Origin of the sequence: Octadecabacter arcticus 238, assembly GCF_000155735.2 — a bacterium.
Taxonomy (GTDB): Bacteria; Pseudomonadota; Alphaproteobacteria; order Rhodobacterales; family Rhodobacteraceae; genus Octadecabacter; species Octadecabacter arcticus.
Window position 1 is genome coordinate 2,740,003 of the sequence record NC_020908.1, and the last position, 26,989, is coordinate 2,766,991.

Consider the following 26,989-nt stretch of genomic DNA (forward strand, 5'->3'; position numbering starts at 1 on the left):
GGAGGCTGGCGATGCACGTCTGGCACACAAAGCGTTGTCGGGGCGGATTAACAAATCCGATCAGGGCCCTTCTCGGCGATGCTTTGCATCTCCTGCCGGGCAATAGACGCTGAAGGACTGGCTCAGTTGGCGCGCTTCTCGTGCATTGCCGGGCAATGCACTGACGGCAGGCGATTGCAGGCAATCGCCGAGAGACGGGTTGGTTCACTCAGATCTATATCCGCAGCGAGGCATCGGAGCGCGTGCGCGTTCTCATTGGTGCCCGCGAGCGGTTGATCCGTATGCGTAAGGATCTTGAAGGTCATGTACGTGGCGTTCTCAAGGTGTTCGGTGTTTGCATGACGTCGGTTGGGACGGGAAAGTTGCGAAGGGACTTTCGAGATCAGCTCGCAGCTGCGGCGGATACGGATCCAGCGATCGAGATGATGTCAGAAACATTTATCCCTCTGCACAAGACACTCTGCATTGCCAGAGATGCGCTGGACGTAGACGTAAGGATGATGACGCGCGAAAATGATCTGGCGCGCCGACTGATGACTGTTCCCCCTTCTCGTGCATGTAAGCATGCCCTGCCGGTCAGCGGGTGTTGGTCCCATCGTGGCGTTGGCATATATCGCGACGCTGGATGATGAAAAGCGGTTCAGAAAATCGATTGATGTAGGCGCGTTCCTCGATCTCACACCAAAACGCCATCAATCCGGCGCGGTGGATTGGTCGGTTAAAATAACCAAATGTGGTGATTGTGATATGCGCCGATTATTACACTCAGCGGCGTTGACATTGATCAGTTGCACGAGAAAACCCTCTCGTTTGAAAGAATGGGCAACAAAGTTAGCCGAGCGCATGGTTTGGCGCGGGGCGCGTGATCTATCCATCACAGGCGGTTCGGATTGTTATTGCGACCAAGCCGGTGGATTTCCGCAAGGGCCATGATGGACTTGCTGCACTGCTCGAACGTGAACTGGACCTTGACCCGCACTCTGGCATCATTGTTGTGTTCCGCGCCAAACGTGGCGACCGGATTAAGGTGTTGCTTTGGGACGGGTCTGGCTTGGTGCTTTGCTACAAGCGGTTGGGACAGGGCAAGTTCGCTTGGCCGAAAGTTCAGGACGGGTTGATGCGCTTGTCCAAGGGGTAATTCGAGGCGTTGTTTGAAGGTTTAGACTGGCGACGAGTGATGGCACGACGGACCCGCAGACCGGGTGCGACAGAGTGAATCGGGGGCGTAGGTTTACGTGTAAACGTGGGCTGTTTCTGGTAGGGATTGCCCATGCTTGATGCAATCAAAACCCTTGATCTGAATGCCCTTCCTACGGATGTACGGACCGTTTTATTGGGCGTCGGCCAACGGAATGTTGAACTGGAAAAAAGCAACGCCGCCCTTTCCACGCAGAACGCCGAGCTTGAGGCGGTTAATGCGCGGCTGGAGCATTTTGTCAAAAAACTGAACCAGGTGATTTACGGCACACGCAGTGAGAAGCTGACGGAAGATGAGCGCCAGTTGGCGTTTGAGGATATTGAAGTTGCCCAGTTTGAAGCGGAAGAGCAGTCAGACACAATTGAGATGACCGCGCCGCGCAAGAAGCGCAAACCCGCACAGCGCAACCTTGGCAACCTGCCAGACCACCTTGAGCGTATAGAAGAAGTGATCGAGCCTGACAGCATCATCTGTCCTTGCGGGTGTGGCGATATGATCCGTATTGGTGAAGATCGCACCGAGCGGCTGGAGATCATTCCCGCCCAGCCTAAAGTGGTTGTGACGGTTCGCCCCAAATACGCCTGCCCAAAAAAACAGGGCGGCATTCTGCAAGCGCCTGCTCCTCAACACTTGATCGAAGGCGGGCTGCCCACAGAAGGAACACTGGCCCATATCGGCGCGTCCAAATACGCGGATCACTGCCCGCTGTTCCGCCAGTCCCAGATATACGCCCGATCAGGCCTAAACATTGATCGCTCCACACTGGCGGGTTGGATGGGCAAGGTCTCCTTCCATCTCGCTCCCGTCGTGGATCATCTGCTGAACGAACTGAAGTCATCCAGCAAACTCTTTATGGATGAGACCCGCTGTCCCGTGCTGGACCCTGGGCGCGGCAAGACCAAAACCGGCTATCTCTGGGCCATTGCCCGCGATGAGCGCCCCTTTGGCGGCACGGCCCCGCCGGGCGTGGTGTTCTGCTATGCAGATGGGCGCGGCGGCAAACATGCAACTGAGTTCCTGATGGGCTTCACCGGCACGCTGCAGGTGGACGGCTATACGGGCTACAACGCCCTGACCCAACCAAGGCGCAACTCAGGGCCGGTCAAGCTGGCGTACTGTTGGGCGCACGCACGTCGTAAGCTCAAAGAAGTCCATGACCGTGATGGCTCGCCCATTGCCGGTGAAGGGCTCAAGCGTATTGCGAAGTTCTACAAGATCGAAGAGGCCATCAGAGGACAATCAGCTGAACAGCGCAAGGCCGCACGCCAAGAGCAAACCAGGCCGTTGGTCGATGACTTCGAGGCCTGGCTCAAAACCCAGAGATCCCGCATTTCCGCAAAATCCCGCCTTGGCGAGAAGCTCAGTTACATTGCAAAATACATGGACGGCCTGAAGCTGTTTCTTGATGACGGTACTGTCGAGATGGACAGCAACATTGTCGAGCGCGCAATCCGCCCCATTGCATTGAACAGGAAAAAACGCGCTCTTTGCTGGACACGACGAGGGCGGCCGAACCTGGGCGCGCATCCCTGCGCTGTAGCGACAGACACGCCTCCAACTAACAGGGTAATGGCGAGTACGAGGGAATGCAGGTGGTTCATGGCTTGGTCCTTCATAATGCTTTTTGGAACCTAACCATCCTAATGCCCAGTTGTGAAGGTGGGGGGGGATTCGTCATGGAGGGGCTTTGTTGCACAAATCGGCTTGAGGTCAGGCTTCCCCTTACCAAGAACGCATTTGCCCTACAGCCTCAGTCTTGAGGTACCAAAACAAGGCACTTGCGTCGTGTTTGCAGGCCGCTAACATATTGTTATTGCAATGATTGCACTCGGACCAAGGTCCTTGGTAAGGCATCGAACCCCTCTTATCGGCACCATTTTTACCTATATCCGTGGATCAAGTACCTGATTTGCAAGGAACACGGACCGTGGTCCACGGATTTCGCTGCAAGACACTGCAACAATGCTGCTTACGGCCCAAAGCCGACCTCCAACCATTTTCGGCGATGCTGCGGTGCGGCCCGTCAGAGCGGACTTTCGCTGCACGTGCGAAATTCGATGATGGGCGAACTCACAGTGTGCGGACTTTGCCGCCGTTCGCTGCAAGCGCGATTTTCCAACCATTCCGGAGAGCACAACGACACCAAGGGCGGTAGCAGCCATTCGCTGACAGGCTCCGAGGAGCGATGGCTCGCCCCGTAAATGAACGCTACAGATTGTTCGCACTAGGAACAGATTTGGCCCGACGTTCGCTGCTAAACCCCAAAAAGGGCTTATTCAACAGGTACGTGTGCATTCGAATTGGCAATGGCATCTGGATGAGATTTCCGTAAAGATCAACAGCGAGACGCACTCGCTCTGACGGGCAGTTGATCATGAAGGTGGAGTGCCCGAAAGTTATGTGACGAAGCGCCGTGATCGCAAAGCGACATCGAAATTCCTGAGAGAGACTTTCCAAAATGCCTAAAGCTAACGTTGACCCGGACTTAGTAGCTGAACTTGCGCCAGCTGGAATTCTGCGCGCCGGAATAAACCTGAGCAATTTTCTCCTTGTGACGAGCAAGGCCGAGAATGGTGATCCTGTTGGCGTATCCCCAGATATAGCAGCAGAGATTGCACGGCGGCTGGCGGTGGCCGTTGAATACGTTTCCTATCCCGATCCCGGTTCGTTGGCGGACGCCGCCGAGCGAGGCGAGTGGGATATCGGAAATATTGGTGCAGAACCTCAGCGCGCAAAGACAATCGAATTCACTGCTGCTTACTGTGAGATCGAGTCGACTTATCTTGTGCCTGCCGGATCGCCTATTTATTCTATCGATGAGGTTGACCGACCGGGTATCCGCATCTCGACCAAGGGTCGTGCAGCCTATGGGCTTTGGCTTGAGAGTAATCTTATCCATGCTGAACTGGTGAGTACAGACAGCATCGACGACTCCTTTAAAGTGTTTTTGGAACAGGGGCTTGATGCGCTTGCCGGGTTGCGCCCACGCTTAATTCAGGATGTAGCACGTTTGCCGGGAGCCCGTGTGCTTGATGGTCAATTTAGCAAGGTGCAGCAAGCTATTGGGACGCCGCTTGGGAATACAGCGGCGGCATCATGGCTCTACGACGTGGTTGAAGAGCTCAAGGCATCTGGATTTGTAGCCGGGTTAATCGCAAAGCATGAAGTCAAGGGACTGAGCGTCGCGTCGTGTTCCTGAAGGCGCAAAAGTACTGACTTGGCGTTATTATTTTGGCAGTATTCCAGTCCTTAAGGAGTGTCTGATTAACGTATTCGGTTATTCGTGGGATTGCTCGTCCTCGCAAACTACCAATCTGGAATCAGAACGTGAATCCTTATCAGGGGATCGTCTGTATAACAAAATCAACTCAATCCGTAATCCGTTCAAGTTGAACCGCGCGGCTGCTCTGACCGAGTGGAGAGGTATTTTTCAGAAATAAGGGCCAGTAGCACTGTCTTAGCCAGGGCAATCGCGTTTGGCTCATGTTGTTGCCAAGTCACTGAGAATGCTGCGTAAGAAGGTGGTGTCCCAGCCTGCACGTTTGATTTTTATGGAGAGAGAGCCCTTGGATGTGTCACGCCGGAGGACGTCGAGTGCGCGGCGACGTAGAACGGCGATGTTGCCGGGACCGTTGTCTTTCCGATTGCGTGCGGCGTCCTCGCGGAAAGACACATCCAACTGCCAATGAAGGGCATTTTCGATGGCCCAATGGTCGCGGACAGCGGCCAACAGCACCTCAGGTGTGGGAACCCAAGACAGCGCGAAGTAGCGGGTCTCTGAGGTCACCTTTCCGCCCATCTCTCTGGTCGCCTCGATGCGACCGAACCCCTTGAGGCCAGGGAATTCGTGGTATTCTGCCAATGCCTTAGCCGATACCACGACCGCCTTACGGGTTTCTTTTCTTCCATGGCCGGTATTTTCCGTAACGGCTGTTGGATCGCTTTTGTGCCCCTTGCTGAAACATCCACGGGCGTCAGACAACAGGGATTCCTGGTTACCCTTGAGGGCGAGGCACCAATCACCGCCGCCTGCGTTGATTGCGGCAACCGTGCGGCGGTTGCAATGTAATGCATCACCGGTGACCACCTTGCCCCGCAGATCGATCAACTCAAGCGCCTCTATGGCCGCGCTGAGTTCTGTGCCTCGGTCGGCAGGTACTGTCGCCAACGTCAGGCGCAGCCGCGAGGCATAGGCTGAGACCATCATGCGGGTCCGTGCGCTTTCGCCCGGGTCGCGCGCACCCCGTAACGCTTTGCCGTCAATCGCGATGATATCACCGTCTTTGAGGAGCTTGGTCACATCGGCAAGTACCTTACTGAAGGCCGCATCGAGTGCCTTCGGGTCGATGATCCGGAAGACCTCCGAGAAGGTATCATGCGATGGAATGGCATGCTTGAGTTTCAGGAAGTTCCTGAAAAGGCTCTCTTTTGCACGGCCAAATGCGGCCATCTCGGCGCAGGAGGTCGATCCACATAAGACCGACACGAAGGCGATAACGAGCAGTTCACCAAGGTCGTGGCGCACGTTACTGGCGCGCGGATCAGGAACTTCGTCGAAGGCGGATAGAAAAATATGCATGGCGATGAGCACCCGATGAGAACAACCACCCATCCAGAATCCATCCCGCCATCACCTGCAAGAGCAATCCTTTACTCACTCAGTTCCAAACGCGATTCCCCTGCTGTCTTAGCGGAGAAGGGTTTTAGTTCCTTTGACGCCACCCGCAATCAATTTCTTCAACAAAAAAATGAAGGGGGCTTTAGCTGTAGCGTTCCGATTCCTGAAGAAGAGCCGCAAGGCCGACGACGTCGTTGAGGCCATCAAAATCCGTCATCCGATCGCGGAACGCCGCATTGGATCCCGTGGTCATCAGACTTTCATAATAGATGCGAGCATGATGGCTGAGCGCGCGGGCGATACCACCGGGGAAGATCACGATACGAAAGCCGAGTGCGAACAGATCGTCGGCAGAGGCAAGCGGGGTTTGCCCACCTTCTACCATGTTCGCCACAAGCGGCACACGCTTTCCGAAATGCTGACCGATCTCGGCCAATTGGGCCCTGTCGGCTGGCGCCTCGATGAACAGGATATCGGCCCCGGCCTCGAGATAGCCTTCGGCGCGCAGCATGGCCGCCTCGAACCCCTCGACAGCGATTGCGTCCGTGCGGGCGATGACTAGCGGGCCATCGGCGGAACGCGCTGCACACGCCGCAGTGATCTTGCCCTGCATTTCGGCCTTCGAGACAAGGCGTTTGCCTGCCAGATGGCCACACCGTTTCGGGAATTCCTGGTCTTCTAGCTGGATCGCAGCCACGCCGGCACGCTCGTAAAGCCGCATCGTGCGCTGCGTGTTTAGCGCATTGCCAAAGCCGGTATCGCCATCCGCTATCAAAGGCACCTGCAAGCGGTCCGCAATGCAGGAAATCGTCTCGGCCATCTCAGTTACGGACACGAGCCCGAGATCGGGTCGGCCAAGTCGCGAATAGGCCACGGCAGCGCCCGAGACATACAGGCATGAAAACCCTGCCTGACTGGCAATCAGCGCGGTCAGCGCATCATATACACCAGGGGCGACAACACCTTGGCCGGGCTTCTGAATCATGTCGGCAAATGATCTGTTTCTAGGGGTCTCGGTCATCCGATTAGCTCCTCCATACACGTCGGCCGTCGAAATCAGTGCGCTGTATGTCCATCTTGTGTTCGTAAGTGTCCGGACGGTAATTTGCTGTCACCATTTCGATGCAGCGTCCGGTGCGATCGCGCACGATGCGGTTGATGCCAAGCAGCGCGTCGCCCGGTTCGATCCCGAGAAGGTGCGCCACATCTGGCTCTGCAAGGCGTGCCGTGATCGTCTGCTCGGCCGATACGGCCTCGTGGCCTGCGCGCTCCAGCAAAAGCAAGAGCGGCGTCTCGGTTAGGTCCTCGGCAGTGTATGCGTGCCCGATCTCGTCGGGGACATGGGTGATGAGGTACGAAAATGGACGCCCTGAATAGTAACGCACCCGTGCGACGCGCTGCACAATCGCACGCTCGTGCAATTCCATCTGTGCTGCGACGGGAACCGGCGCGGGAACATATTCAAACGAGATTACCTCGACTTGCGTGCGCAGGCCCATCGCGATTAGGTTCTCGATCGTGCCGGACAGGGAGGCCGACACCATCGGATCAGCGGCCCGTGAGTTCACGAAAGTACCCCGACCCGGCTGGCGATCGATTACGCCCTCACGCTCAAAACGATCCAGCGCCCTGCGCACAGTGATACGTGAGACGCCAAATTCGCGTGTCAGCGCTTCCTCTGTGGGAAAGTCTCGGTCGTACATAAATACGCCGTCCCGGATGCGCTGTTGGAGCACCAAATATATTTGGTGATACTTAGGCTGTAGCGAGCGCGCAGCCAACGACGCCCCGACAATCCCCACCTGACTTTCATTACCTGTCACTGCACATTTCCCGCAATATATCAGTTGCCTTCCTAAAGGGTTCAGACGCTCCGTTCAAGTGAAATGTATTATTGACATGACAATAAGTCTATGCTTCGATCTTAATGTCATGCGGCAGAGAAGTCGCAGTTTCAGATTGGGAGGAATAGAATGAATATTTTTGATGGAATGCTTGGGGGCGCGACCGGTAAAATGCGCCGGATCGCAGCCATGAGCTTGTTTGCCACCCTTGCTCTAGGGGCGGCACCTGTTGTCGCGCAGGACGGCTGGCCAGATCAGCCAATCACGATTGTAGTGCCCTTTAATGCGGGCGGCAGTGCCGACCGCATGGCACGCACGCTGGCCGGTCCACTTGGTGAACAACTGGGTCAGCCGGTCACGGTGGAGAACCGTCCCGGCGGCTCGGGCGGGCTCGGTGCCACTTGGGTGGCGCAGCAGCCGGTAGACGGAAACACGTTGCTGCTGATGCAAGCCACACCTTATCTCGCCAACGCGATCTTGGTCGGCGGCGCGCCGATTGTGTGGGAGGATTTCAGTTTCCTCAATGCGCAATGGGACGACTACGCCATTGTCGCCGTTCACCAAGACAGCGCCTATCAAGATTTCGGTGATCTGGTCGAGGGGATGCGCCAGCCCGGCGAGGTATCTTCGGGCATTATTTACGGAAATGGTGGCCACCTACAGACAATTTTGTTCATGGATGCACTCGAGATACCGCGCGACAACGTGCGCTTCGTCACCTACGATGGCGGGTCTCCGCTGCGTGCTGCTCTTGCGGGCAACCAGGTTGATTTCGAAGTGCTTGCCGCACGTGGGGCTGCCAGCATCATGGACAGTTTGCGCGTGCTTGCGATCGTCGCAACAGGTGATCCCGATGGGATGGGGGCACCGCCGCTGAATGATGCGCTGGCAGAGTTGGGTGGCGATAGCCTGCCGTTGATCGGTGGCAACGTGTCTGGACTGCTGGTTCACAGCGCCCTGCGCACGGATCATCCGGACCGCTTTGATGCAATCGTGGCCGCCTATGAAGCAGTCGTGACCAGCGAGGCCTACCAAGCCGCTGCGGCAGAAGCGGGCGTTGGAGCGGATTGGCGCGGGCCTGAGCAAAGCCAGGCCATGGCTGATGATGCCTACTTGGCGCTTGAGGCCCTGGCCGGCGCAATCGACTGACTTACACAGTTCTGAGCGGGGCGACTGTCATAGCCGCCCCGCTCCCATCTGGTCTGTCGCCCAAAGATGCGGCCTCACCTTTGATCAGGATCACGAACATGAATTTGCGCCAAACCGCTGACACAGACGCCAATACAGACCCAAAGACACCGCGCAGCCGCATCCCCGTAGGGGCGCTGTTTTTTGGAGTGTTTCTTGCCCTCGCGATGGGCGCCTATGCCTGGAGCATATTGGACGCTGCGCGCCGGACGACCGACTGGATTTTAATCCTGCCCGTGGCCGGGATCGGGATTCTTGCCCTCGCTTTTGCGATCATCGACGACCTGCGACAGGGTCGGCGAGGGCGAGAGCCCACAATCGGCGAAGGCGACGCCCGCATTGGGGCTGCACTTGTCGTCCTTGTTTTGGGGTTTGCAGGCGCATCACCTTGGCTGGGGTTCGACATCGCCACGGCTGTTTTCATCGCGCTGGCCCTGATCCTTCAGGGTGAACGTCGTCCCTTGGTCGTGGTGCCCATGGCGGTGCTGACCGCGGGTGTGCTTGTCTACCTTTTCAAGAGTGTCCTGGGCGTCCCCATCCCCTCCAGCATAATTTGAGGCCGACATGATAGACTACGACGCATTTTGGAGCGCAATCAGCCTGCTGTCGGGGGATCCGATGGCGTGGCTGGTGGTGGTGCCCGGCATAATCATCGGCCTGGTCTTCGGCTCTGTGCCGGGCCTATCCATTTCCATCGCTATGGCCGTTTTTCTGCCTGCAACGCTCTACATGGACTTTCTGCCTGCGATCTTGTTCCTGACGGCCATTTTCACCGGCGGTGGGTTTGGCGGAGCGATCCCCGCCATCCTCATGAACATTCCCGGCACGTCTGCGGCCGTGGCGACCGCGTTCGACGGCTACCCGATGTCGCAACAGGGCAAACACGGCGAGGCGCTTGGGATTGGACTTGTCGCATCCGTCGTAGGCACGTTTATTGGCTACGCCTTTCTGATTGTCATCGTCGACTCGGTCGCTGACTTGGTCCTGCGCCTTGGCCCGACTGAGATGCTGGTGATCGCAACTTGGGGATTGCTGCTGATCGCGATCCTGAACGATTCCACATTCGCCAAAGGGCTTGCCGCTGGTGCGCTTGGTCTGCTGGTCTCCACGGTTGGCTATTCTAATACCGGAATGATGCGCGGGACGTTCGATAGTTTCTATCTTCTTGATGGCATTCCCGCGATTCCGGCTTTGATCGGGCTATTTGCGGCGGCGGAGCTGTTCGGTCTTGCGGGGCGCGATTACATTATCCGAGACGCGGATCTGCGCCGGGTGCGCATGAGCTCGATCCTGAAGGGTGTTGTTTTTGCCTTGCGTCAACCACTGGCGATCCTGCGCGGCAGTGCCATTGGCACGATGATCGGCATCGTTCCCGGAGTGGGCGCTAGTGTGGCGAACCTAGCATCATATGCCATTGCCCGTCGCAAGACGCCCGAGCGGTTTGGCAAGGGCGAGCCGCTGGGTGTCATAGCTTCGGAATCGGCCAATTCCAGTTCTGAGGGCGGCGGCATGGTCACGTTGCTGGCGCTTGGAATTCCGGGCGGTGCGGGCACGGCGATCCTGCTGGGGGCCTTCGCGATGCACAATGTGGCAGGCGGACCGCGCTTCATTGCCGAGCAGACTGATGTGGTCTATGCCCTGATCCTTGGCAACATGGCGCAAACGCTTGTTCTAATGATTGTTGGGCTGGGGTTCATATTTCTGTCAGGCTACATCGTACGGACCCCATTGCGCTTCCTCATTCCCATCGTGATTGCGATCTCGATGATGGGGGCCTTCGCGCTCACCGGAAGCATGGTCGGACCGCTGACTGTCGCAGGTGCCGGAGCGTTGGGCTGGCTGATGAAACGCTACCGCTACCCAGTGACCGCGACGGTCGTCGGCCTGTTGGTCGGAGGGCTGGCCGAGGGAGAGCTAGTAAGGTCTTGGCAGATCTCAGGCGGCGATCCGACTTTTGTGCTCGAACGCCCGATAACACTAGCCCTTTTGGCTATCATGGCCGTGTCGATGTTGCCCGCACTCATACGCTGGGCACGGCGACGCAGTGGCCCGAAAACGGAAACAGCGAAATGACAGCGCAGACACTCGTCGAAAAGATTCGCCATGCGCACCTTGTCCTTCACGAGGATGGTATGGATCTCCTGGCAGTCGATCGGCACTACCTACACGAAGGGTCTCACCATGCCTTCGCAAGACTGGCCGAGATGAGCCTGTCGGTGCGTCGGCCTGACCTTACCTTCGGTGTGGCGGACCATTACGTACCCACATCGGGCGCCCCGGCGACAGATGTAATCGCGGGCATGATCGAAAAGCTCGACCGTAATGGCGCTGCTCATGGTCTGAGTGTCTTTGGACGCGGCGACCCCAGGCAGGGGATCGTGCATGTCGCTATGCCCGAACAGGGGCTGACCTTGCCGGGCAACATCATCGTATGCGGTGACAGCCATACGGCCACTCATGGTGCGCTTGGGGCGTGGGCGTTCGGTATAGGCGCCTCGGAGGTCGCGCATGTTCTTGCGACCCAAACCTTGTGGCAAGCTCCCCCCAAACCGATGCGCATCACCGTAACCGGGCGCCTCGCTGAGGGTGTGACGGCCAAGGATCTCTCACTGCACATCATCGCAACGATCCGGACTGACGGAGCGGCAGGCCACGCGGTTGAATATGCTGGTGGAGCCATAACCGCTCTTAGCGTCGAGTCGCGCATGACGCTGTGCAACATGACGATCGAAATGGGCGCCCGCGCGGGCATCGTGCCACCTGACGCGACCACAGCCGAATGGCTGCTGGACCGGCCGTATGCTCCCAAGGGCGCGGCGCGTGTCCAGGCTGAGTCCGATTGGGCCATACTCGCCTCAGATGAGGGCGCGCGCTACGCCCGCGAGGTCACGATTGCCGCCGCAGAAGTCGCTCCGATGGTGACATGGGGCACCAGCCCCGACGAGGCGGTGGCCGTCACCGGCATCGTGCCGCTTGGCGAAGATACTGCTGAGTCACGCACCTATATGGATCTTGAAGGCGGCCAACCCATTGAGGGGGTGCCGGTGGACATGGTGTTCATCGGCTCCTGCACCAACGCGCGTCTGTCCGACCTGCATGAGGCCGCTCGCGTGCTGAAAGGCGGACGCACGCAGGTGCCGCTTCTGGTCTCTCCCGGCTCAACCGCCATCGCGATGGAAGCCGAGCGCATCGGGCTGGCCGATGTGTTCCGCGCGGCGGGGGCCCGGTGGGGTGCGTCAGGCTGTTCGTTGTGTGTTGGCATGAACGGCGATCTTGTGGCACCGGGCACGCGGTGTGCCTCCACCTCAAACCGGAATTTCCGCGGGCGTCAGGGACCGGGGGCACGCACCCATTTGATGAGCCCTGCCATGGCTGCCGCAGCCGCACTGACCGGACGGATCACCGATGTGCGAAGGCTGGACGTGGAGGTGCGGTCATGATCCCGTTTCGCAACGTCTCGGGTCCCGTTGCGTGCCTGCCGCTCGACAATATTGACACCGACCAACTGATCCCAGCACGCTTCATGACTCGGACCCGGTCTGAGGGCTATGGCGACGCACTTCTTCGTGACTTGCGGATGGATGCCAATGGGAAACCCGTCCCCGATTTCCCGCTGCATGCGGAAACAGGGCCAGTGTTTCTGGTGGCAGGGGCCAATTTTGGATGCGGCTCATCCCGCGAGGCGGCGGTTTATGCGCTGGCTGATTTCGGTATCCGTGCTGTATTGGCTCTGGGTTTTGGAGACATTTTCCACAGCAATGCAATGAAGAACGGCCTGCTGCCGATCGTGCTTTCGCTCACTGATAATGCGCGCGCCATGAAAGCTGGACAGATGACCATCGATCTCGAGGCGCAAACCGTCACGGTACAGGATGGAGGGCCGCCTCTAAGCTTTGAGGTCCCAGCGGCAGCGCGACGGCGCATGCTGGAAGGCCTTGACGAAATCTCCGACACGCTGACTCGGCTCACAAGCATCGAGGCCCATGAAGCAGTTGCGCACCGGGCGCGCCCCTGGCTGCTTCCAGACATATCACCAACCTGAAGGATGAACCGCATGAACGACAGCACACCTACTTATACGCGTCACACCGGCCCCTCGCTCGCCCCGTTTGATTGGGCGGACCCGTTTCATCTGGTCGACCAGTTGGCTGAGGGCGAGCGTATGATCGCCGACAGTGCCCGCGCCTATGCGCAGGACAAACTGCTGCCACGCGCCACCGATGCTTACCTAAATGAGCATGTCACGCCTGAGATTTTTGCCGAGATGGGCGAGATGGGCCTTCTTGGGACCACGATCCCTGAGGAGTATGGTGGCCTCGGCGCGGGCTACGTGTCCTACGGTCTTGTCGCGCGTGAAGTTGAGCGTGTGGACAGCGGCTATCGTTCCATGATGTCAGTGCAATCCAGCCTCGTGATGTATCCAATCTACGCCTACGGAACCGAAGAACAGCGGCAAAAGTACTTGCCCGGCCTAGCCGCAGGCACGTTGATCGGATGCTTTGGCCTGACGGAGCCTGAAGCGGGGTCCGACCCGGCCGGGATGAAGACGACTGCAAAAAAGGTGGACGGCGGCTACGTGTTGAACGGCGCGAAGATGTGGATTTCCAACTCCCCCATCGCCGATGTGTTCGTGATCTGGGCGAAGTCTGAGGCGCATGGCGGCAAGATCCGTGGGTTCGTGCTAGAAAAAGGCATGAAGGGCCTCAGCGCACCGAAAATTGGCGGTAAACTCAGCCTCCGCGCTTCCGTGACTGGTGAAATTGTGATGGAGAATGTCGAGGTCAGCGATGACGCATTGCTGCCCGGCGTTGAGGGTCTAAAAGGCCCCTTCGGATGCCTCAACCGCGCGCGCTTCGGCATCGCGTGGGGCGTGATGGGCGCGGCAGAAGACTGCTGGCACCGGGCGCGCGACTATGGATTGAACCGCGTGCAATTCGGTAAGCCACTCGCGCAAACGCAGCTGTTCCAAAAGAAGCTGGCCGACATGCAAACTGAGATTTCACTCGGCCTCCAAGGTGCCCTCCGCACAGGTCGGATGCTGGAAGACGGCACCTGCGGACCAGAACTTATCTCGTTGATTAAACGCAACAATTGCGGAAAGGCGCTTGATATTGCGCGACATGCACGCGACATGCACGGCGGCAACGGCATCATGGCGGAATACCACGTCATGCGCCACGCCCAGAACCTTGAGACGGTCAACACCTACGAGGGCACCCACGACGTCCACGCCTTGATCCTAGGCCGCGCGCAGACAGGACTGCAGGCGTTTTTCTGATGTCACAGGCCCCACACGACGGCCTCAAGGTCCTTGAATTGGCCCGAATTCTCGCAGGGCCTCTAGTCGGCCAGACACTGGCTGATCTCGGCGCGACCGTGGTCAAGGTCGAAAGCCCCGCGGGCGATGACACCCGCGGCTGGGGGCCGCCCTTCATCGATCGGGAAGATGATCGCTCAGCCGCCTATTATTACGGCTGTAATCGCGGCAAATACAGCGTCACAGCCGACCTCACGACTGAGAATGGTCGCGCCTTTGTTCAGGACCTCGCCCGTAACGCTGACGTGGTGATCGAGAACTTCAAGGTCGGCGGCCTCGTCAAATACGGGCTCGACTATGCCAGTCTGGCGGCGCTCAATCCCGGATTGATCTATTGCTCGATTACCGGTTTTGGGCAGACTGGGCCCTACGCAGCGCGCGCAGGCTACGACTACTTAGTGCAAGGTATGTCGGGGCTGATGTCAATCACCGGCGATCCCGACGGTGAGCCGCAAAAGGTCGGTGTTGCGGTCACGGACATCTGCACCGGCCTCTACTCGGTCATTGCCATTCAGGCCGCCCTGACGGTTCGGAGTACAACAGGCCAAGGCCAGCATATCGATATGAGCCTCTTTGATGCGGGCACCGCATCGCTGGCAAATCAGGCGATGAACTTCCTCGCGACCGGGGTGTCGCCGCAGCGCATGGGCAACCAGCACCCCAATATCGTGCCCTACGAGGTCTTTCCGGTTGCCGATGGAGACATCATCATTGCGGCGGGCAATGACGGCCAGTTTCAACGCCTTTGCGCGCTTCTCGACCGCCCGGATATCGCACAAGACCCAAAGTATCAAACCAATGCGCAACGTGTGGCGAAGCGCTCCGAGTTGGTGAGGATTCTGAAAGCGGTTACCCGGACCAAGTCGAAATCCGAGTTGCTGGCCGGTTTGGAGGCCAGCAAGGTTCCTGCGTCTCCTATTAATACCGTTGGAGAGGTATTCTCCGATCCGCAGATCATTGACCGGGAAATTGAGATTTGCCCGGAAGGCGTCCCCGGGGTCCGCGCGCCGATCAGGTTTGGAACATCGAGCCTCTCACTCGACCGGACGGCGCCGATGCTGGGTGAACACAATGACCTGGTTCAAACCAATGGCTGGTCGATCTCTGCAGGTGAACCGGACGATTGAGGATCAGTCTTCTGGCCCAAGTTTGGAGATTGATGTTGGTGCGGCGTGTCGAATGCGTCTCACAGGTGCTGTCCGCCGGATGCGAACCAGTCTTTAAAGGACAGTGAAGCGGCCCTTTCTGCCGCACCGAGGCCGCTAGGGGCCGATCCTGTCGTCTCGCAGTTTCTGCAAGTGCAAAATGCTGCGGTTGCAGTACCGGTAAGTATGGGCTCACTGCCGCCATTAGATCGTTTGCAGCATTTGTGGATTTGACCTCTCATTGAACGGCCGCTTTCGCCAGATTGCCCCAGAGCCCGCGCACTTGCAGCGAAGGTCTGCAATCCGCCCTTCGTGTCGAAATCTGCATGGCGCAGCAATCTGACCGCTTCTCTATCTCATCATTGTCGTGATCGGCCCATTGCGGACACTGTCCGCCTAATCAACATGCTGCGGTGCAGCCTATCATTGCGGCAATTCGTGCATGGCTCAGCATTTTTATTGGCTGAAACGTTTGTGTGCGGGCCAGATCCGCCTTTTGCCTACGTAGAGGATGCAGATGCAGAAAGCTTAGGTAAGCGCAGCGTCCGGTGTTCGGCGGCGCAGCAAACATTCCCAAACCGATCATTCGAATAAATCGAAGTCAGCAGAATATAAACCGACTTTTTGCGCATTTACGCCAAGCAACGCCTTTGACAATTCAATCGTTTGTAAGTTGCTGCGTCTGTCGTAGGTGGTCGGGCACGCTATTGGGTTCTCGAGGTCAAGGCTGCGGCCAATTCAGCCATCTTCGTTTTGGCGGCTTTTCTCTCAGCGCTGTCGCCAAAAAGGCTCTCGACGACCCGTTCGATCTGCGCTGTCGCCTCTTGCCTGTTCAAACCGCCTATCCGCAGGCCGCAACGCAGCCAAAGGCCGTCAATCAACAGACTGATCGTTTCGGCTCCGCTATCGGCGGCTACCCGGTCAATGCCGGTGGCAAGAAGGGCGGTCAATAGATTGCAGTGAAGTCTGCTGTAAATGACCGCCTGGATCCTTTGGAACTGAGCGACGTGCGGCACTTCTGCGCACATCGCAATCCAGCCATGGGCGATTTCCGGCTGGAAAGTCGTTGGTGAAAAGTTCGCTTCGATGATCGCGTAAAATCTTTCCCACGGGGTCGTCGCAAGGTTCATAAGCGCAACCGCTTCCTTTCGGAGCGTCGCGTTTGACTGCCGAAGAGCTGTTTCGATCAAGCTTTGTTTGTTCGAGAAATAATGCAGCACACTAGCCTTCGATGCGCCCGTGTGATCGGCAACCCGCTGCAAGGTAGTGCCTTGCATACCGTGAATGGCTAGCACTTCAAATGCAGCACGTGCGAATTCTTCGCGTCGAATGTGAGCGATGCTTCGTCGTCCCATGTGAGGCCCTCCGGAGACCAAGAGTATAATTTATTGACTCTGCGGTCAATTAAACCTTACGGTCTATTTATCGACCATTGGGTCAATCTACTGAACAAGGGAGAAACTGAAAATGACTGGAAAACTGATATTCACAACGACTGCGCTGGCGCTGTGCGCCCACCAGGCCACTGCGAACTGCGACACGGTGCGGATGGCAGAGCCTGGCTGGACTGATCTGGCATTGACGACAGGGGTCGCCAGCGTGGTTCTGGAAGGTTTGGGCTATACAACAGAAAGCTACGTTTTGGGTATTCCAGTGATATATGAATCCATGGTTGGCGGCGATCTTGACGTCTTTCTTGGCTACTGGGACCCGGCGATGGAGAGCTATTTTCAGGCGTATCGCGAGGCTGGCGATATCGAGACGGTTCACCAAAACCTTGAGGGCGCAAAGTTTACCTTTGCTGTGCCAAAATATGTCTATGACGCTGGTGTTACTGACTTCGCCGATCTAGCCACCCATGCTGACAAGTTCGGCAGGCAGATGTACGGGATCGAGCCGGGATCGAATGACATCATGCTCGGGATTGTGGAGGCGGACGCTTTTGGACTGAGCGGCTGGAAGGTCGTGGAAAGCTCAGAGCAGGGAATGCTGGCTCAGGTCAAACGCAACGCCCGTGGGGAAGAGTGGATCGTTTTTCTCGGCTGGGCTCCGCATCCGATGAACACATCGTTCGACATTGAATATCTGACTGGCGGTGACAACCATTATGGTCCCAACTTCGGAGGTGCCACCGTCCATACTCAGGTGCGCAAAGGCTATCTCGAAGAATGTCCCAACGTTGGTAAATTGCTGACCCAGATGACCTTTGATGTGCCTATGGAAAGCGCGGGTATGGCCTATATTCTCGACGATGGGAATGATCCAAAAGAGGCTGGCGCGCGTCTGTTGAAAGAGCAACCTCAATACCTTGAGGCATGGCTTGACGGCGTCGAGGCGAAAGACGGCGGCAACGGTCTGGACGCCGTTCGCGCGCACCTGGGCGAATAAGCTTCGAGGAAGGAAGATGGGAATGCATCCAACCATCGAAAGTGTCTGTCCCATCCATATAGAGATACACGGCGACAAAAATGCGCCGTGTATCGTTCTGGTCCTGGGGCTGGGTATGCAAGTGGCTGAGTGGCCACTCAACTTTATCAGGAAGTTGTCAGAGCAGTTTTACGTGGTTTGTATCGAAAACCGCGATATGGGCCGGTCGGGGCGATGCGGACCTGACCTTGAGCCAGGGCTTGCGCGTTTGTTGGCGGAGAAGCCGTGCGGTTATGATGCGGGGATCCCGTATACCTTGTTTGACATGCGTGATGACGTGTTGCGCGCGGTTGACACCCTTGGGGTGGAAAAATTTGCCATCGTCGGATTTTCAATGGGCGGTATGATCGCTCAGTTGGTTGCTGCGCGCCCAGACAAGCGCGTCACGGCCTTTGCACAGATTTGTAGTTCTGGTGGCGAGGCATCGGCACCATTTCCGCCTGCTGCCTATGCACGACTTCTTGCCGTGGCACAGGTCGGCAACAGTAATGCAGAGCTGATCGACATGCTGGCACTTGATCTGATATGGTTCTTGTCACCTTCGCGCCTAACTGAGGATGACGCAAAAGACCTTGCGGCAAAGATGCTGGAAGCCGGATTCACACCAGGCGGATACGCACGACAACTTTTGGCAATACAATGTTCAGGCGACCGCAGCGATGACCTGCGCAGCATTCAGGCCCCGACCATCATTATCGGCGCAAGACAGGACAGATGCCTGAGCCTGGATGGGTCAAACCGGGCCCGTGAACTGATCCCTCACGCAGAATTCAAGGTGTTCGATGGCATAGGACACAGTCTTGAGCCGGTGGCGCTCGACTATTTGACAACATGGCTTTGCAATGTAGCGACAGCAGCGGCTCAAAAAGATAACTGGAGGACAGACCATGGAATGGCTTGAGGCAAACAAGATCCCGATTGGAGTGTTGGTGGAACGCTTTGTGGATTGGCTCACCGATAGTTACTATTGGGCTTTTGACAGCTTGTCCGACGTGTTGGAGGCCGTAATTCTTGCAATCCTCTGGCTTCTGCAGGCTCCGAACGTGTTTGTCGTTGTCGCTGGGATTACCTTGCTCGCCTGGGTATCCCAGCGTTCTATCGGGTTTACTGTGTTCACAGCACTTGGCCTACTTTTGATCATCAATCAGGGGTATTGGGTGGAAACCACAGAAACACTGGCCCTCGTCCTCGCAGCGGCGACAGTCTGTATGGGGCTGGGCGTGCCGCTGGGGATCGCGGCAGCGCACCGTCCGTGGCTCTACAAAGCGATGGAACCTGTGTTGGATCTCATGCAGACGATCCCGACTTTTGTCTACCTGATCCCTGCTTTGATCCTTTTTGGTCTCGGCATGGTGCCCGGGCTGATCGCGACGGTGATTTTCGCCCTTCCCGCACCAATCCGGCTGACCCAGCTTGGTATCACGTCGACACCCACAGCACTGATCGAGGCGGGCAAATCCTTTGGGTCCACTCCGATGCAACTTTTGTGGAAGGTTGAGCTGCCCTATGCCCTGCCGCAGATCATGGCGGGGCTGACACAGACCATCATGCTGTCTTTGTCGATGGTGGTGATTGCAGCCTTGGTGGGAGCAGATGGCTTGGGCGTCCCGACCCTGCGCGCACTTAATTCCGTCAACATCGCGCAAGGATTTGAGGTTGGCATTACCATCGTCCTTGTAGCGATCATCTCTGATCGCATGTTCAGACGGCGGAGGGTGTAACAATGTCCGATACAATGGTTCGGTTCGATAACGTTAACATAGTGTTCGGGAAAAAGCCCACAGAAGCACTGCCTCTTATGGATGACGGACTATCCCGTTCTGAGATAAAAGAGCGAACCGGGCAGGTGTTGGGTGTCCACAATTGCTCGCTCGACGTCAGAAACGGTGAAATCCTCGTCTTGATGGGGCTATCAGGCTCTGGCAAGTCGACGCTCCTGCGCGCCGTCAACGGGCTGAATCCGGTGGTACGCGGTACAGTCAAGGTCAATTCAGGCGCTGGTCTGGTGGATGTCGTGGGCGCCCCCCCCCGCGCTCTGCGCAAGCTGCGCATCGAGCGAGTCGCAATGGTGTTTCAGCAGTTCGGACTGCTGCCATGGCGGACGGTGATCGACAACGTGGCTTATGGGCTGGAGGTGGCGGGCGTTGCAGCGCCCGAACGCTACGCCCGCGCACGTGCGCAGCTCGATCTGGTGCATTTGTCAGAATGGGCAGATCGCAAGGTTGACGAACTGTCCGGGGGCATGCAGCAACGCGTCGGACTTGCGCGAGCCTTTGCAACCGACGCCCCGATCCTGTTGATGGACGAGCCATTTTCCGCACTTGACCCTCTGATCCGTAACAAGCTTCAGGACGAGCTCCTTGAACTGCAGGAGAAATTGGGGCGCACGATCATATTCGTTAGTCACGATCTGGATGAAGCGCTGAAAATTGGTACTCGTATCGCAATCATGGAGGGTGGCCGGATCGTACAATGTGCTGAGCCACAAGATATCGTTCTGAACCCTGCGACGCCCTACGTTGCCGAATTCGTGGCACATATGAACCCGCTGAATGTGTTGCGGGCAATGGAGATCATGATCCCGCTAAATCAGCAGATCGCAGCTGATGCACGTGCGATACCAGAGACAACACCGCTTCGGGACATCATTGCGATGTTGTTGGATGACTTGAGTGACATCGTGGTCACTGGATGCAACGGACCAGTTGGTCTGATCGACACGAAGGCTGCTCTTTCCTGTTTGCTTCGAACCCAAAAAGTCTAACAGCCCATCAGTCGGAGCTGTGAACAGAAGCATCTCGCCAAAAACCTGATTCATTGGTTTTGGCGAGATGCTCTAAAAAATCGATCAGTGAGTATGTTCATAACGGCATCGCTTGGCGTCATTGCCGAGGCTGCCGTTGGCTGCGTCACTGAACAGCCGCAGTTTGGGCTTCTAGCTGCCTTTCGCCGCGTTTGCGCAATAGAAAAAACTGGCTGATGCCCTGAGCGTCCGCTTTCTTCACGCTGCCCTTTCGATTTCGCGCTTGCAGCGAATGGCCGCTCCCCGCCCTTCATGTCGAAATGTGCATAGCGCAGCATCTGTCACTATCGCCCTAAGCAGCACCCGCCAATGCTGACTGGTTATAACTTCCTCATCCACGGGGACTTCTGGCTCAACTCAAACCCATCACCATAGCTGCTGCCCAAACCAGCGGTGCTCCAACTCTCCAAGTGAGTCTATGATGTCTGCACCCTCCGTGCCAATAAGCGTGAGACAATTGACTGGCTAAAGTTTACACTTGAGGGCGTAGGAGAACGAACCCATGGTTATGCCTTCACAATCACCACTTTCGCCAGATGCTGGATCTGGAGCCGTTTTGGCCCCAACGTCGCCTCCCCGCGTTGTTAATGCGCCGTTGGCTCCCACAGCGGAACTGACGAGCATCCCAAAGCGACGCAACTTCACAGCCAAATACAAACTGCGCATTCTGGATGAGACGGACCAAGTGGCAGACACTGGCGGGGTTTCCGCCATTCTACGGCGGGAGGGGCTTTATTCCTCTGCACTGACCGATTGGCGCCGTGCGCGGGCGGCCGGCACATTGGGTGCATTGCAGCCAATGCGCCGTGGCCCACAAAAGGCACCTGCCAATCCATTGCAAGCTGAGCTGACCAAGGCCAACCGTGAGGTGACAGCCTTGCGGCGCCGTCTGGATCAGGCGGAAGCCATCATTGCCATCCCAAAAAAAGTGGCGGGACTTCTGGACGAGATGGAGCAGACGCAAGAGCGCAGCGGCAAATCATGATGGCCGTCGCGATTGCATTGCCCACCGGCAGCGGCTTGACCTCGGCTGTCTGCGCCGCGCTATCATTATCGCGCGCGAGCGTTCTTCGACAGCGTGCGGCGCTGACGGCACCACCACGCACACGCCCACCGCGCGCAGCGTCTTCGCGGGCTCTACCGGAAAGGGAAAGAGACCAGGTATTGCACCACCTGCGCGAACCCCGCTTTGCGGATCAGACGCCCACAGAGGTCTTTGCCACCTTGCTGGATGAAGGCACCTATCTGTGTTCAATCCGCACGATGTATCGGATATTGGCCGCGCAGGGCGAAGTTGGCGAACGCCGCCGACAGCGCACACATCCCGTCTATCAAAAGCCTGAACTTCTAGCTGAAGCCCCCAATCAGGTCTGGTCTTGGGACATCACCAAGCTGAGGGGCCCGGTGAAATGGTCCTACTTCTATCTCTATGTCATCCTCGACATCTTCAGCCGCCGCGTTGTTGGCTGGCGCGTCGAGCACGCGGAGAGCGCCAGCCAGTTCAAAGAGCTGTTCATCGACGCGATGGAAAAACACGAGGTTCCACGCGATCAGCTGACATTGCATGCAGATCGCGGTGGGCCCATGAAGGCAAAGATGACAGCCCTGATGCTGGTTGATCTTGGTGTGCTCAAGTCCCACAGTCGGCCCCACACCTCAAACGACAACCCGTTCTCCGAAGCCCACTTCAAAACACTGAAATATCAGCCAGAGTTCCCCAAGAACTTTGAAACCATCGAGCAGGCTCGCGCATTCTGCCGCAGGTTCTTTGCATGGTATAACCAAGACCATCATCACGCCGGGATTGGTCTGATGACGCCCGACCAAATCCATTTTGGGCAGACCTTTCTGGACTCATTATCTGGTGTCAGCGCTTGAGAGGTTCTTTGATTTCCACCCACGTTTTTTTGAATGGATCATTGGATGATAGCTCGCACATGCCAAAGCTAACTCAAACAGCTATTCGATTGGATATGCCTGCTCTCTTTTGGCCCACCTTCTTACTCTTACTGGACTATTACAGACTCAACAGCTTCAGCTACATTTTAGGCATAGTAGTGGAGCTGAACCAGACATTAGAGCGAGTGGCATGTTGCGTTACGGCCAGTGCCATTCAATCCAAACCGGTAAAGTGAAGAAGCTACTAAGCGAGAACCGTCAGTTGAGTGTACCGACTTTAGGGGAGACTTTAGGGAAGGAGCCTCGCTGACGGTTCTTTAGCGTGTTCCAGTTGTCTGTCTCATGTCCCACTCCTCAGTGGTTAATGATGAGCCTAACAACACCCTCTTATCAAATACCGCTATTTGGACGTCAGACATTTCAACATCGACTATGAGGTTCCATCGAAAATTTCGGTCGGGGCTTACTGTCGTTACTTGGGGTGTCGAAAGGTCGACAGTAAGTCCCTTCTAAATACATTCTACCTTAGATTTCCTGTCATCAGTGAGGGGTATATCACTGGCTGTGATCTAGGCGTTTAGCATCCAGATATGTCATCCATAGCATTTTAGATTGCTTTGACCTAACGATTTTTCTGATGGCTTATAAACGTGCTTTGACCGCCCTCCGACTGCCCCCTCCTACATAAGGGTAGAGATAGCAGCTAAGAGGGCCTGTATGAGCGTCCTGTGGGTCATTCTAAGCTAGACAACACGCACCCTTTTAAGCCCCATGGTCTTATGGCCCCCCCCAGCGAAAACTCAAGTGCTTCAACAGCATCTCGGCAAGGGCGTTGGCCGGAATATCAGGTAGTTTGCTAATGTTATATAAACCCTAGACACCCACATCATCCTCATGCTGGAATACAACATAACTACAATCACTTAGGTCATAATTACTGACTTATATTATCGGGATTTGGTATTGGCTACACTGCGTTGAATAACATCAGCTTATGGCGCTGCGTGAAAAAAAATGTATATCTAAAGGTATGACCAACATGGCTGATCTACCCGAAATCGATGTATGGCACTCTAAACCCTTGGACGTTCACATTTGGTCAGAGCATCCTAAAATCAATCAGGTTGTAGATACGGTCTATGAAAGCCTTACAGAGGAAAATAGGGTCCTGATCAGTGGCAAGAGTAATAATCAAGGCAAGGCATCTGGTAGGACTCACCTGAAAGTTGTTCTGGTCGATTTGTATGTAGCTTGTAAGACTGACCCGCAGCTCTGCATAGGTGTTGCTCTTGGCAATGACGCGTACAAGGTTGGCAGTAGATATAACGCCCTACATATATCCTCTAGAATGCGTAAAGTTATTGAGGCGCTTACCGATGAAGGCTTCATAGACTTTAAACAAGGTAGCAACAACAGATCAGGTGGAGGCGTCGGCAACCATACGTCTAGGATTAGGGCCACGACGAAATTAACAGAGTTATTCTCACCACTTGTCTGGAGGAGTTATTGTCAAATCTGGTGTTTGAGTATTGTTGGTCATGCGGTGATCTGGTCGGGGTTTGTGGTTTCGATTCCGTCTTTGAACGTGACGCCTGTGATGACTTTTGCGAGGTAGTCAAAGCCGCGTAGCTTCCTCCAATTTTGCTCAGCACATTGCCCCAGTTTGAACATCATGTGCAGCATGCCATCGCGTGACAGGCAGCCCTTTGAACGCTTGGTACGATGCCGGATCGTCGCGAAGGCCGATTCAATTGGATTGCTAGTGCGGATGCTTTGCCAATGCTGCGCCGGGAAGTCGAAGAATGCCATGAGTTCCTCACGATCTTTTTGCAGGCATAGTGTGGCCTTGGGATATTTGGGTTCGTAGGTTTTGATGAACAGATCGAACGCCTTTTCTGCATCGACTTTGGTCTCGGCCTGCCAGATGTCGTGCAGCGCGGCCTTGGCTTTTGGCTGAGACAGCTTGGGTAAACAATTGAGCACGTTCACCGTTTTGTGTTGCCAACAGCGTTGATGGCGGGTCTCAGGATAGACTTCGTCCATGGCCGCCCAAAACCCCATGGCACCGTCCCCGATGGCCAGTTTGGGCGCATTCATGCCTCGGCTTTTGAGGTTAAGCAGAACCTCGCGCCAGCTCTGCGTGGCCTCGCGCACCCCATCTTCAATTGCCAGAAATCGCTTCTTGCCACGGGCAGTTACCCCAATAATAACAAGGGCACAGAGCTTGTCATCCTCGCCCCGAAGGCCGCTGTGAACGCCGTCGGCCCAGATATAGACGATGGGCTCGTCATCTAACTCAGCGCCTTTCCAAGCCTCGTATTCATTGGCCCAATCGCGTTTTAAACGCGAAACCGTATTAGCCGACAAGCCAACGGCATCTGGGCCCAGAAGAACCTTGAGGGCGGGAGCCATCTCGCCGCTGGAGATCCCTTTGAGGTAAAGCCATGGCAAGGCCGCTTCCAGCGTCTTCGTGCGGCGCACATAGGGCGGCACCAGGGCAGACCGGAATGTCACCGGTGTGCCGTCCTTGGACCGAACCTTTGGAATGCGCACGCTCACAGGGCCAATGCCCGTTTGAAACGGGCGGGCCGGATGATGTCCGTTACGCACGACTGCCGCGTGACCGGCATCGGTGCGTAAGCCGGTAAATTGCGCCAAATAACTGACAAGCTCAGCCTCAACTGCTGTCGCGATCAATTGTTGTGCTCCCGTTTTCAGCAACTCCGTCAACGCGTCCGTCATCTCGTCTCGACGCGCAAAATCAACAATGTTAGTAGTTCCCATGGTGGTGTATCTCCTTTGGTTGGGCTGCTGTCTTCCAACAACAATTCAACCAGATACGCCGCCAACCTTCAAACCACTCAAACACCAGATTCAGTCATAGCTCATATTTCAAGCATTCAGGAAGGATCAACCAGCAGGATCACTAGAGAAGAAGCTGACTAATGTTGAGCTATCAAAGCTACTAGAAGCATTCCTAAAGAGGCTACCACATCTAGGAGATGACCTATGTTCTGATAAAGGCATCAAATTAATGTTTATTGATAGCCAAATTACAGAGAGCATCATTAAGACCTTTGTAGAGCACAACGTCCCAATTCTATCAGTTCATGATTCTTATATCGTGGAAACAAACAGAGTTGATCTTCTTAGAGGTGCAATGTCTAAAGCAACCAAAAACCTTGTAGGAAGAGACCTAGCAGTAGAACAAGAAGTTCCTAGCTATAATGGTATCATGGCCATGCAGTCAGGAGTTATTGTCAAATCTGGTGTTTGAGTATTGTTGGTCATGCGGTGATCTGGTCGGGGTTTGTGGTTTCGATTCCGTCTTTGAACGTGACGCCTGTGATGACTTTTGCGAGGTAGTCAAAGCCGCGTAGCTTCCTCCAATTTTGCTCAGCACATTGCCCCAGTTTGAACATCATGTGCAGCATGCCATCGCGTGACAGGCAGCCCTTTGAACGCTTGGTACGATGCCGGATCGTCGCGAAGGCCGATTCAATTGGATTGCTAGTGCGGATGCTTTGCCAATGCTGCGCCGGGAAGTCGAAGAATGCCATGAGTTCCTCACGATCTTTTTGCAGGCATAGTGTGGCCTTGGGGTATTTGGGTTCGTAGGTTTTGATGAACAGATCGAACGCCTTTTCTGCATCGACTTTGGTCTCGGCCTGCCAGATGTCGTGCAGCGCGGCCTTGGCTTTTGGCTGAGACAGCTTGGGTAAACAATTGAGCACGTTCATCGTTTTGTGTTGCCAACAGCGTTGATGGCGGGTCTCAGGATAGACTTCGTCCATGGCCGCCCAAAACCCCATGGCACCGTCCCCGATGGCCAGTTTGGGCGCATTCATGCCTCGGCTTTTGAGGTTAAGCAGAACCTCGCGCCAGCTCTGCGTGGACTCGCGCACCCCATCCTCAATTGCCAGAAATCGCTTCTTGCCACGGGCAGTTACCCCAATAATAACAAGGGCACAGAGCTTGTCATCCTCGCCCCGAAGGCCGCTGTGAACGCCGTCGGCCCAGATATAGACGATGGGCTCGTCATCTAACTCAGCGCCTTTCCAAGCCTCGTATTCATTGGCCCAATCGCGTTTTAAACGCGAAACCGTATTAGCCGACAAGCCAACGGCATCTGGGCCCAGAAGAACCTTGAGGGCGGGAGCCATCTCGCCGCTGGAGATCCCTTTGAGGTAAAGCCATGGCAAGGCCGCTTCCAGCGTCTTCGTGCGGCGCACATAGGGCGGCACCAGGGCAGACCGGAATGTCACCAGTGTGCCGTCCTTGGACCGAACCTTTGGAATGCGCACGCTCACAGGGCCAATGCCCGTTTGAAACGGGCGGGCCGGATGATGTCCATTACGCACGACTGCCGCGTGACCGGCATCGGTGCGTAAGCCGGTAAATTGCGCCAAATAACTGACAAGCTCAGCCTCAACTGCTGTCGCGATCAATTGTTGTGCTCCCGTTTTCAGCAACTCCGTCAACGCGTCCGTCATCTCGTCTCGACGCGCAAAATCAACAATGTTAGTAGTTCCCATGGTGGTGTATCTCCT

General features: G+C 56.1%; 23 protein-coding genes and 2 pseudogenes. 19 read left to right on the forward strand and 6 right to left on the reverse strand.

What is annotated here, in order from left to right:
* Positions 1-242: 242 nt before the first annotated feature.
* From OA238_RS33875 to OA238_RS14245, 6 genes and pseudogenes are all read left to right on the forward strand, one after another.
* Positions 243-629, forward strand: coding sequence for a hypothetical protein (locus OA238_RS33875; RefSeq protein WP_245581571.1), 387 nt, complete (start codon positions 243-245; stop codon positions 627-629).
* Positions 565-933, forward strand: a complete 369-nt coding sequence (locus OA238_RS33880) for a transposase (protein WP_245581320.1) — start codon at positions 565-567, stop codon at positions 931-933. Before OA238_RS33875 ends, OA238_RS33880 begins: the two co-directional genes overlap by 65 nt.
* Positions 863-1,138 (forward strand): IS66 family insertion sequence element accessory protein TnpB, encoded by a 276-nt coding sequence (tnpB, locus tag OA238_RS14235; protein WP_015495700.1) that lies wholly within the window; start codon positions 863-865, stop codon positions 1,136-1,138. Before OA238_RS33880 ends, tnpB begins: the two co-directional genes overlap by 71 nt.
* A 132-nt stretch (positions 1,139-1,270) precedes the next feature.
* The gene (tnpC, locus tag OA238_RS14240; RefSeq protein WP_015495701.1) at positions 1,271-2,833 is read left to right on the forward strand and encodes an IS66 family transposase; all 1,563 of its coding nucleotides are present in this window, start codon (positions 1,271-1,273) and stop codon (positions 2,831-2,833) included.
* 594 nt (positions 2,834-3,427) lie between these two features.
* Positions 3,428-3,655 (forward strand): annotated as a pseudogene (locus OA238_RS33885) (DDE-type integrase/transposase/recombinase); the annotation flags it as partial.
* 1 nt (position 3,656) lies between these two features.
* Positions 3,657-4,397 carry a transporter substrate-binding domain-containing protein gene (locus OA238_RS14245; protein ID WP_015495702.1) on the forward strand — a complete coding sequence of 247 codons (741 nt, stop codon included), beginning with the start codon at positions 3,657-3,659 and terminating at the stop codon, positions 4,395-4,397.
* Positions 4,398-4,679: 282 nt separating this feature from the next.
* Here OA238_RS14245 and OA238_RS14250 read toward each other — a convergent pair whose 3' ends face one another.
* The 3 genes from OA238_RS14250 to OA238_RS14260 all read right to left on the reverse strand — a co-directional run bounded on the left by OA238_RS14250 (position 4,680) and on the right by OA238_RS14260 (position 7,639).
* Positions 4,680-5,810 (reverse strand): ISAs1 family transposase, encoded by a 1,131-nt coding sequence (locus tag OA238_RS14250; RefSeq protein ID WP_015495703.1) that lies wholly within the window; start codon positions 5,808-5,810, stop codon positions 4,680-4,682.
* Positions 5,811-5,958: 148 nt separating this feature from the next.
* Positions 5,959-6,837, reverse strand: a complete 879-nt coding sequence (locus OA238_RS14255) for an isocitrate lyase/PEP mutase family protein (protein ID WP_015495704.1) — start codon at positions 6,835-6,837, stop codon at positions 5,959-5,961.
* A 4-nt stretch (positions 6,838-6,841) separates the two neighbouring features.
* Positions 6,842-7,639 (reverse strand): UTRA domain-containing protein, encoded by a 798-nt coding sequence (locus tag OA238_RS14260; RefSeq protein ID WP_083906743.1) that lies wholly within the window; start codon positions 7,637-7,639, stop codon positions 6,842-6,844.
* Positions 7,640-7,789: 150 nt separating this feature from the next.
* On the opposite strand from OA238_RS14260, the gene OA238_RS14265 reads away from it, so the two are divergent.
* The 7 genes from OA238_RS14265 (at position 7,790) to OA238_RS14295 (ending at position 15,292) form a co-directional block, all read left to right on the forward strand.
* The gene (locus OA238_RS14265) at positions 7,790-8,809 is read left to right on the forward strand and encodes a Bug family tripartite tricarboxylate transporter substrate binding protein (RefSeq protein WP_015495706.1); all 1,020 of its coding nucleotides are present in this window, start codon (positions 7,790-7,792) and stop codon (positions 8,807-8,809) included.
* Positions 8,810-8,907: 98 nt separating this feature from the next.
* Positions 8,908-9,405, forward strand: a complete 498-nt coding sequence (locus OA238_RS14270) for a tripartite tricarboxylate transporter TctB family protein (RefSeq protein WP_015495707.1) — start codon at positions 8,908-8,910, stop codon at positions 9,403-9,405.
* Positions 9,406-9,412: 7 nt separating this feature from the next.
* Positions 9,413-10,921, forward strand: a complete 1,509-nt coding sequence (locus tag OA238_RS14275; RefSeq protein WP_015495708.1) for a tripartite tricarboxylate transporter permease — start codon at positions 9,413-9,415, stop codon at positions 10,919-10,921.
* On the forward strand, positions 10,918-12,288 hold the full coding sequence (locus tag OA238_RS14280; RefSeq protein WP_044036885.1) for a 3-isopropylmalate dehydratase large subunit: 1,371 nt from the start codon (positions 10,918-10,920) through the stop codon (positions 12,286-12,288). Before OA238_RS14275 ends, OA238_RS14280 begins: the two co-directional genes overlap by 4 nt.
* Positions 12,285-12,890 carry a 3-isopropylmalate dehydratase small subunit gene (leuD, locus tag OA238_RS14285; protein WP_015495710.1) on the forward strand — a complete coding sequence of 202 codons (606 nt, stop codon included), beginning with the start codon at positions 12,285-12,287 and terminating at the stop codon, positions 12,888-12,890. The genes OA238_RS14280 and leuD overlap by 4 nt, the downstream gene beginning before the upstream one ends.
* A gap of 12 nt (positions 12,891-12,902) precedes the next feature.
* On the forward strand, positions 12,903-14,126 hold the full coding sequence (locus OA238_RS14290) for an acyl-CoA dehydrogenase (protein WP_015495711.1): 1,224 nt from the start codon (positions 12,903-12,905) through the stop codon (positions 14,124-14,126).
* Positions 14,126-15,292, forward strand: coding sequence for a CaiB/BaiF CoA transferase family protein (locus tag OA238_RS14295; RefSeq protein WP_015495712.1), 1,167 nt, complete (start codon positions 14,126-14,128; stop codon positions 15,290-15,292). The genes OA238_RS14290 and OA238_RS14295 overlap by 1 nt, the downstream gene beginning before the upstream one ends.
* A gap of 722 nt (positions 15,293-16,014) precedes the next feature.
* Here the strand turns inward: OA238_RS14295 and betI are convergent.
* The gene (gene betI, locus OA238_RS14300) at positions 16,015-16,665 is read right to left on the reverse strand and encodes a transcriptional regulator BetI (RefSeq protein ID WP_015495713.1); all 651 of its coding nucleotides are present in this window, start codon (positions 16,663-16,665) and stop codon (positions 16,015-16,017) included.
* 112 nt (positions 16,666-16,777) lie between these two features.
* Here betI and choX point away from each other — a divergent pair, with 112 nt between their 5' ends.
* From choX to OA238_RS33890, 5 genes and pseudogenes are all read left to right on the forward strand, one after another.
* The gene (gene choX, locus OA238_RS14305) at positions 16,778-17,698 is read left to right on the forward strand and encodes a choline ABC transporter substrate-binding protein (protein ID WP_015495714.1); all 921 of its coding nucleotides are present in this window, start codon (positions 16,778-16,780) and stop codon (positions 17,696-17,698) included.
* 16 nt (positions 17,699-17,714) lie between these two features.
* Complete coding sequence (locus OA238_RS14310; protein WP_015495715.1) at positions 17,715-18,638, forward strand: alpha/beta fold hydrolase; 924 nt, start codon at positions 17,715-17,717, stop codon at positions 18,636-18,638.
* Positions 18,625-19,458, forward strand: coding sequence for a choline ABC transporter permease subunit (gene choW, locus OA238_RS14315; protein WP_015495716.1), 834 nt, complete (start codon positions 18,625-18,627; stop codon positions 19,456-19,458). The genes OA238_RS14310 and choW overlap by 14 nt, the downstream gene beginning before the upstream one ends.
* A 2-nt stretch (positions 19,459-19,460) precedes the next feature.
* Entirely contained in the window at positions 19,461-20,501 is a 1,041-nt protein-coding gene (choV, locus tag OA238_RS14320) for a choline ABC transporter ATP-binding protein (protein ID WP_015495717.1), read from the forward strand.
* A gap of 541 nt (positions 20,502-21,042) precedes the next feature.
* A pseudogene (locus OA238_RS33890) lies at positions 21,043-22,382 on the forward strand (IS3 family transposase); the annotation flags it as partial.
* Positions 22,383-23,975: 1,593 nt separating this feature from the next.
* On the opposite strand, the gene OA238_RS14335 reads toward OA238_RS33890, so the two are convergent.
* The gene (locus OA238_RS14335) at positions 23,976-25,223 is read right to left on the reverse strand and encodes an IS256-like element ISOan6 family transposase (RefSeq protein ID WP_015495720.1); all 1,248 of its coding nucleotides are present in this window, start codon (positions 25,221-25,223) and stop codon (positions 23,976-23,978) included.
* Positions 25,224-25,473: 250 nt separating this feature from the next.
* Between OA238_RS14335 and OA238_RS14340 the strand changes: the two genes are divergently transcribed.
* Complete coding sequence (locus tag OA238_RS14340) at positions 25,474-25,716, forward strand: hypothetical protein (RefSeq protein WP_044036892.1); 243 nt, start codon at positions 25,474-25,476, stop codon at positions 25,714-25,716.
* Between the two features lie 10 nt (positions 25,717-25,726).
* On the opposite strand, the gene OA238_RS14345 is transcribed toward OA238_RS14340, so the two are convergent.
* Entirely contained in the window at positions 25,727-26,974 is a 1,248-nt protein-coding gene (locus OA238_RS14345) for an IS256-like element ISOan6 family transposase (RefSeq protein WP_015495721.1), read from the reverse strand.
* Positions 26,975-26,989 lie beyond the last annotated feature (15 nt).

Coding starts and splice junctions, on each gene's coding strand:
- tnpC (WP_015495701.1), top strand. CDS start 1,271: ATGCTTGATGCAATCAAAACCCTTGATCTGAATGCCCTTCCTACGGAT.
- OA238_RS14275 (WP_015495708.1), top strand. CDS start 9,413: ATGATAGACTACGACGCATTTTGGAGCGCAATCAGCCTGCTGTCGGGG.
- choV (WP_015495717.1), top strand. CDS start 19,461: ATGTCCGATACAATGGTTCGGTTCGATAACGTTAACATAGTGTTCGGG.
- OA238_RS14335 (WP_015495720.1), bottom strand. CDS start 25,223: ATGGGAACTACTAACATTGTTGATTTTGCGCGTCGAGACGAGATGACG.
- betI (WP_015495713.1), bottom strand. CDS start 16,665: ATGGGACGACGAAGCATCGCTCACATTCGACGCGAAGAATTCGCACGT.
- OA238_RS14310 (WP_015495715.1), top strand. CDS start 17,715: ATGGGAATGCATCCAACCATCGAAAGTGTCTGTCCCATCCATATAGAG.
- choW (WP_015495716.1), top strand. CDS start 18,625: ATGGAATGGCTTGAGGCAAACAAGATCCCGATTGGAGTGTTGGTGGAA.
- OA238_RS14340 (WP_044036892.1), top strand. CDS start 25,474: ATGTTTATTGATAGCCAAATTACAGAGAGCATCATTAAGACCTTTGTA.
- OA238_RS14245 (WP_015495702.1), top strand. CDS start 3,657: ATGCCTAAAGCTAACGTTGACCCGGACTTAGTAGCTGAACTTGCGCCA.
- choX (WP_015495714.1), top strand. CDS start 16,778: ATGACTGGAAAACTGATATTCACAACGACTGCGCTGGCGCTGTGCGCC.
- OA238_RS14265 (WP_015495706.1), top strand. CDS start 7,790: ATGAATATTTTTGATGGAATGCTTGGGGGCGCGACCGGTAAAATGCGC.
- OA238_RS14250 (WP_015495703.1), bottom strand. CDS start 5,810: ATGGGTGGTTGTTCTCATCGGGTGCTCATCGCCATGCATATTTTTCTA.
- OA238_RS14280 (WP_044036885.1), top strand. CDS start 10,918: ATGACAGCGCAGACACTCGTCGAAAAGATTCGCCATGCGCACCTTGTC.
- leuD (WP_015495710.1), top strand. CDS start 12,285: ATGATCCCGTTTCGCAACGTCTCGGGTCCCGTTGCGTGCCTGCCGCTC.
- OA238_RS33880 (WP_245581320.1), top strand. CDS start 565: ATGCCCTGCCGGTCAGCGGGTGTTGGTCCCATCGTGGCGTTGGCATAT.
- OA238_RS14290 (WP_015495711.1), top strand. CDS start 12,903: ATGAACGACAGCACACCTACTTATACGCGTCACACCGGCCCCTCGCTC.
- OA238_RS14255 (WP_015495704.1), bottom strand. CDS start 6,837: ATGACCGAGACCCCTAGAAACAGATCATTTGCCGACATGATTCAGAAG.
- OA238_RS14295 (WP_015495712.1), top strand. CDS start 14,126: ATGTCACAGGCCCCACACGACGGCCTCAAGGTCCTTGAATTGGCCCGA.
- OA238_RS14345 (WP_015495721.1), bottom strand. CDS start 26,974: ATGGGAACTACTAACATTGTTGATTTTGCGCGTCGAGACGAGATGACG.
- OA238_RS14270 (WP_015495707.1), top strand. CDS start 8,908: ATGAATTTGCGCCAAACCGCTGACACAGACGCCAATACAGACCCAAAG.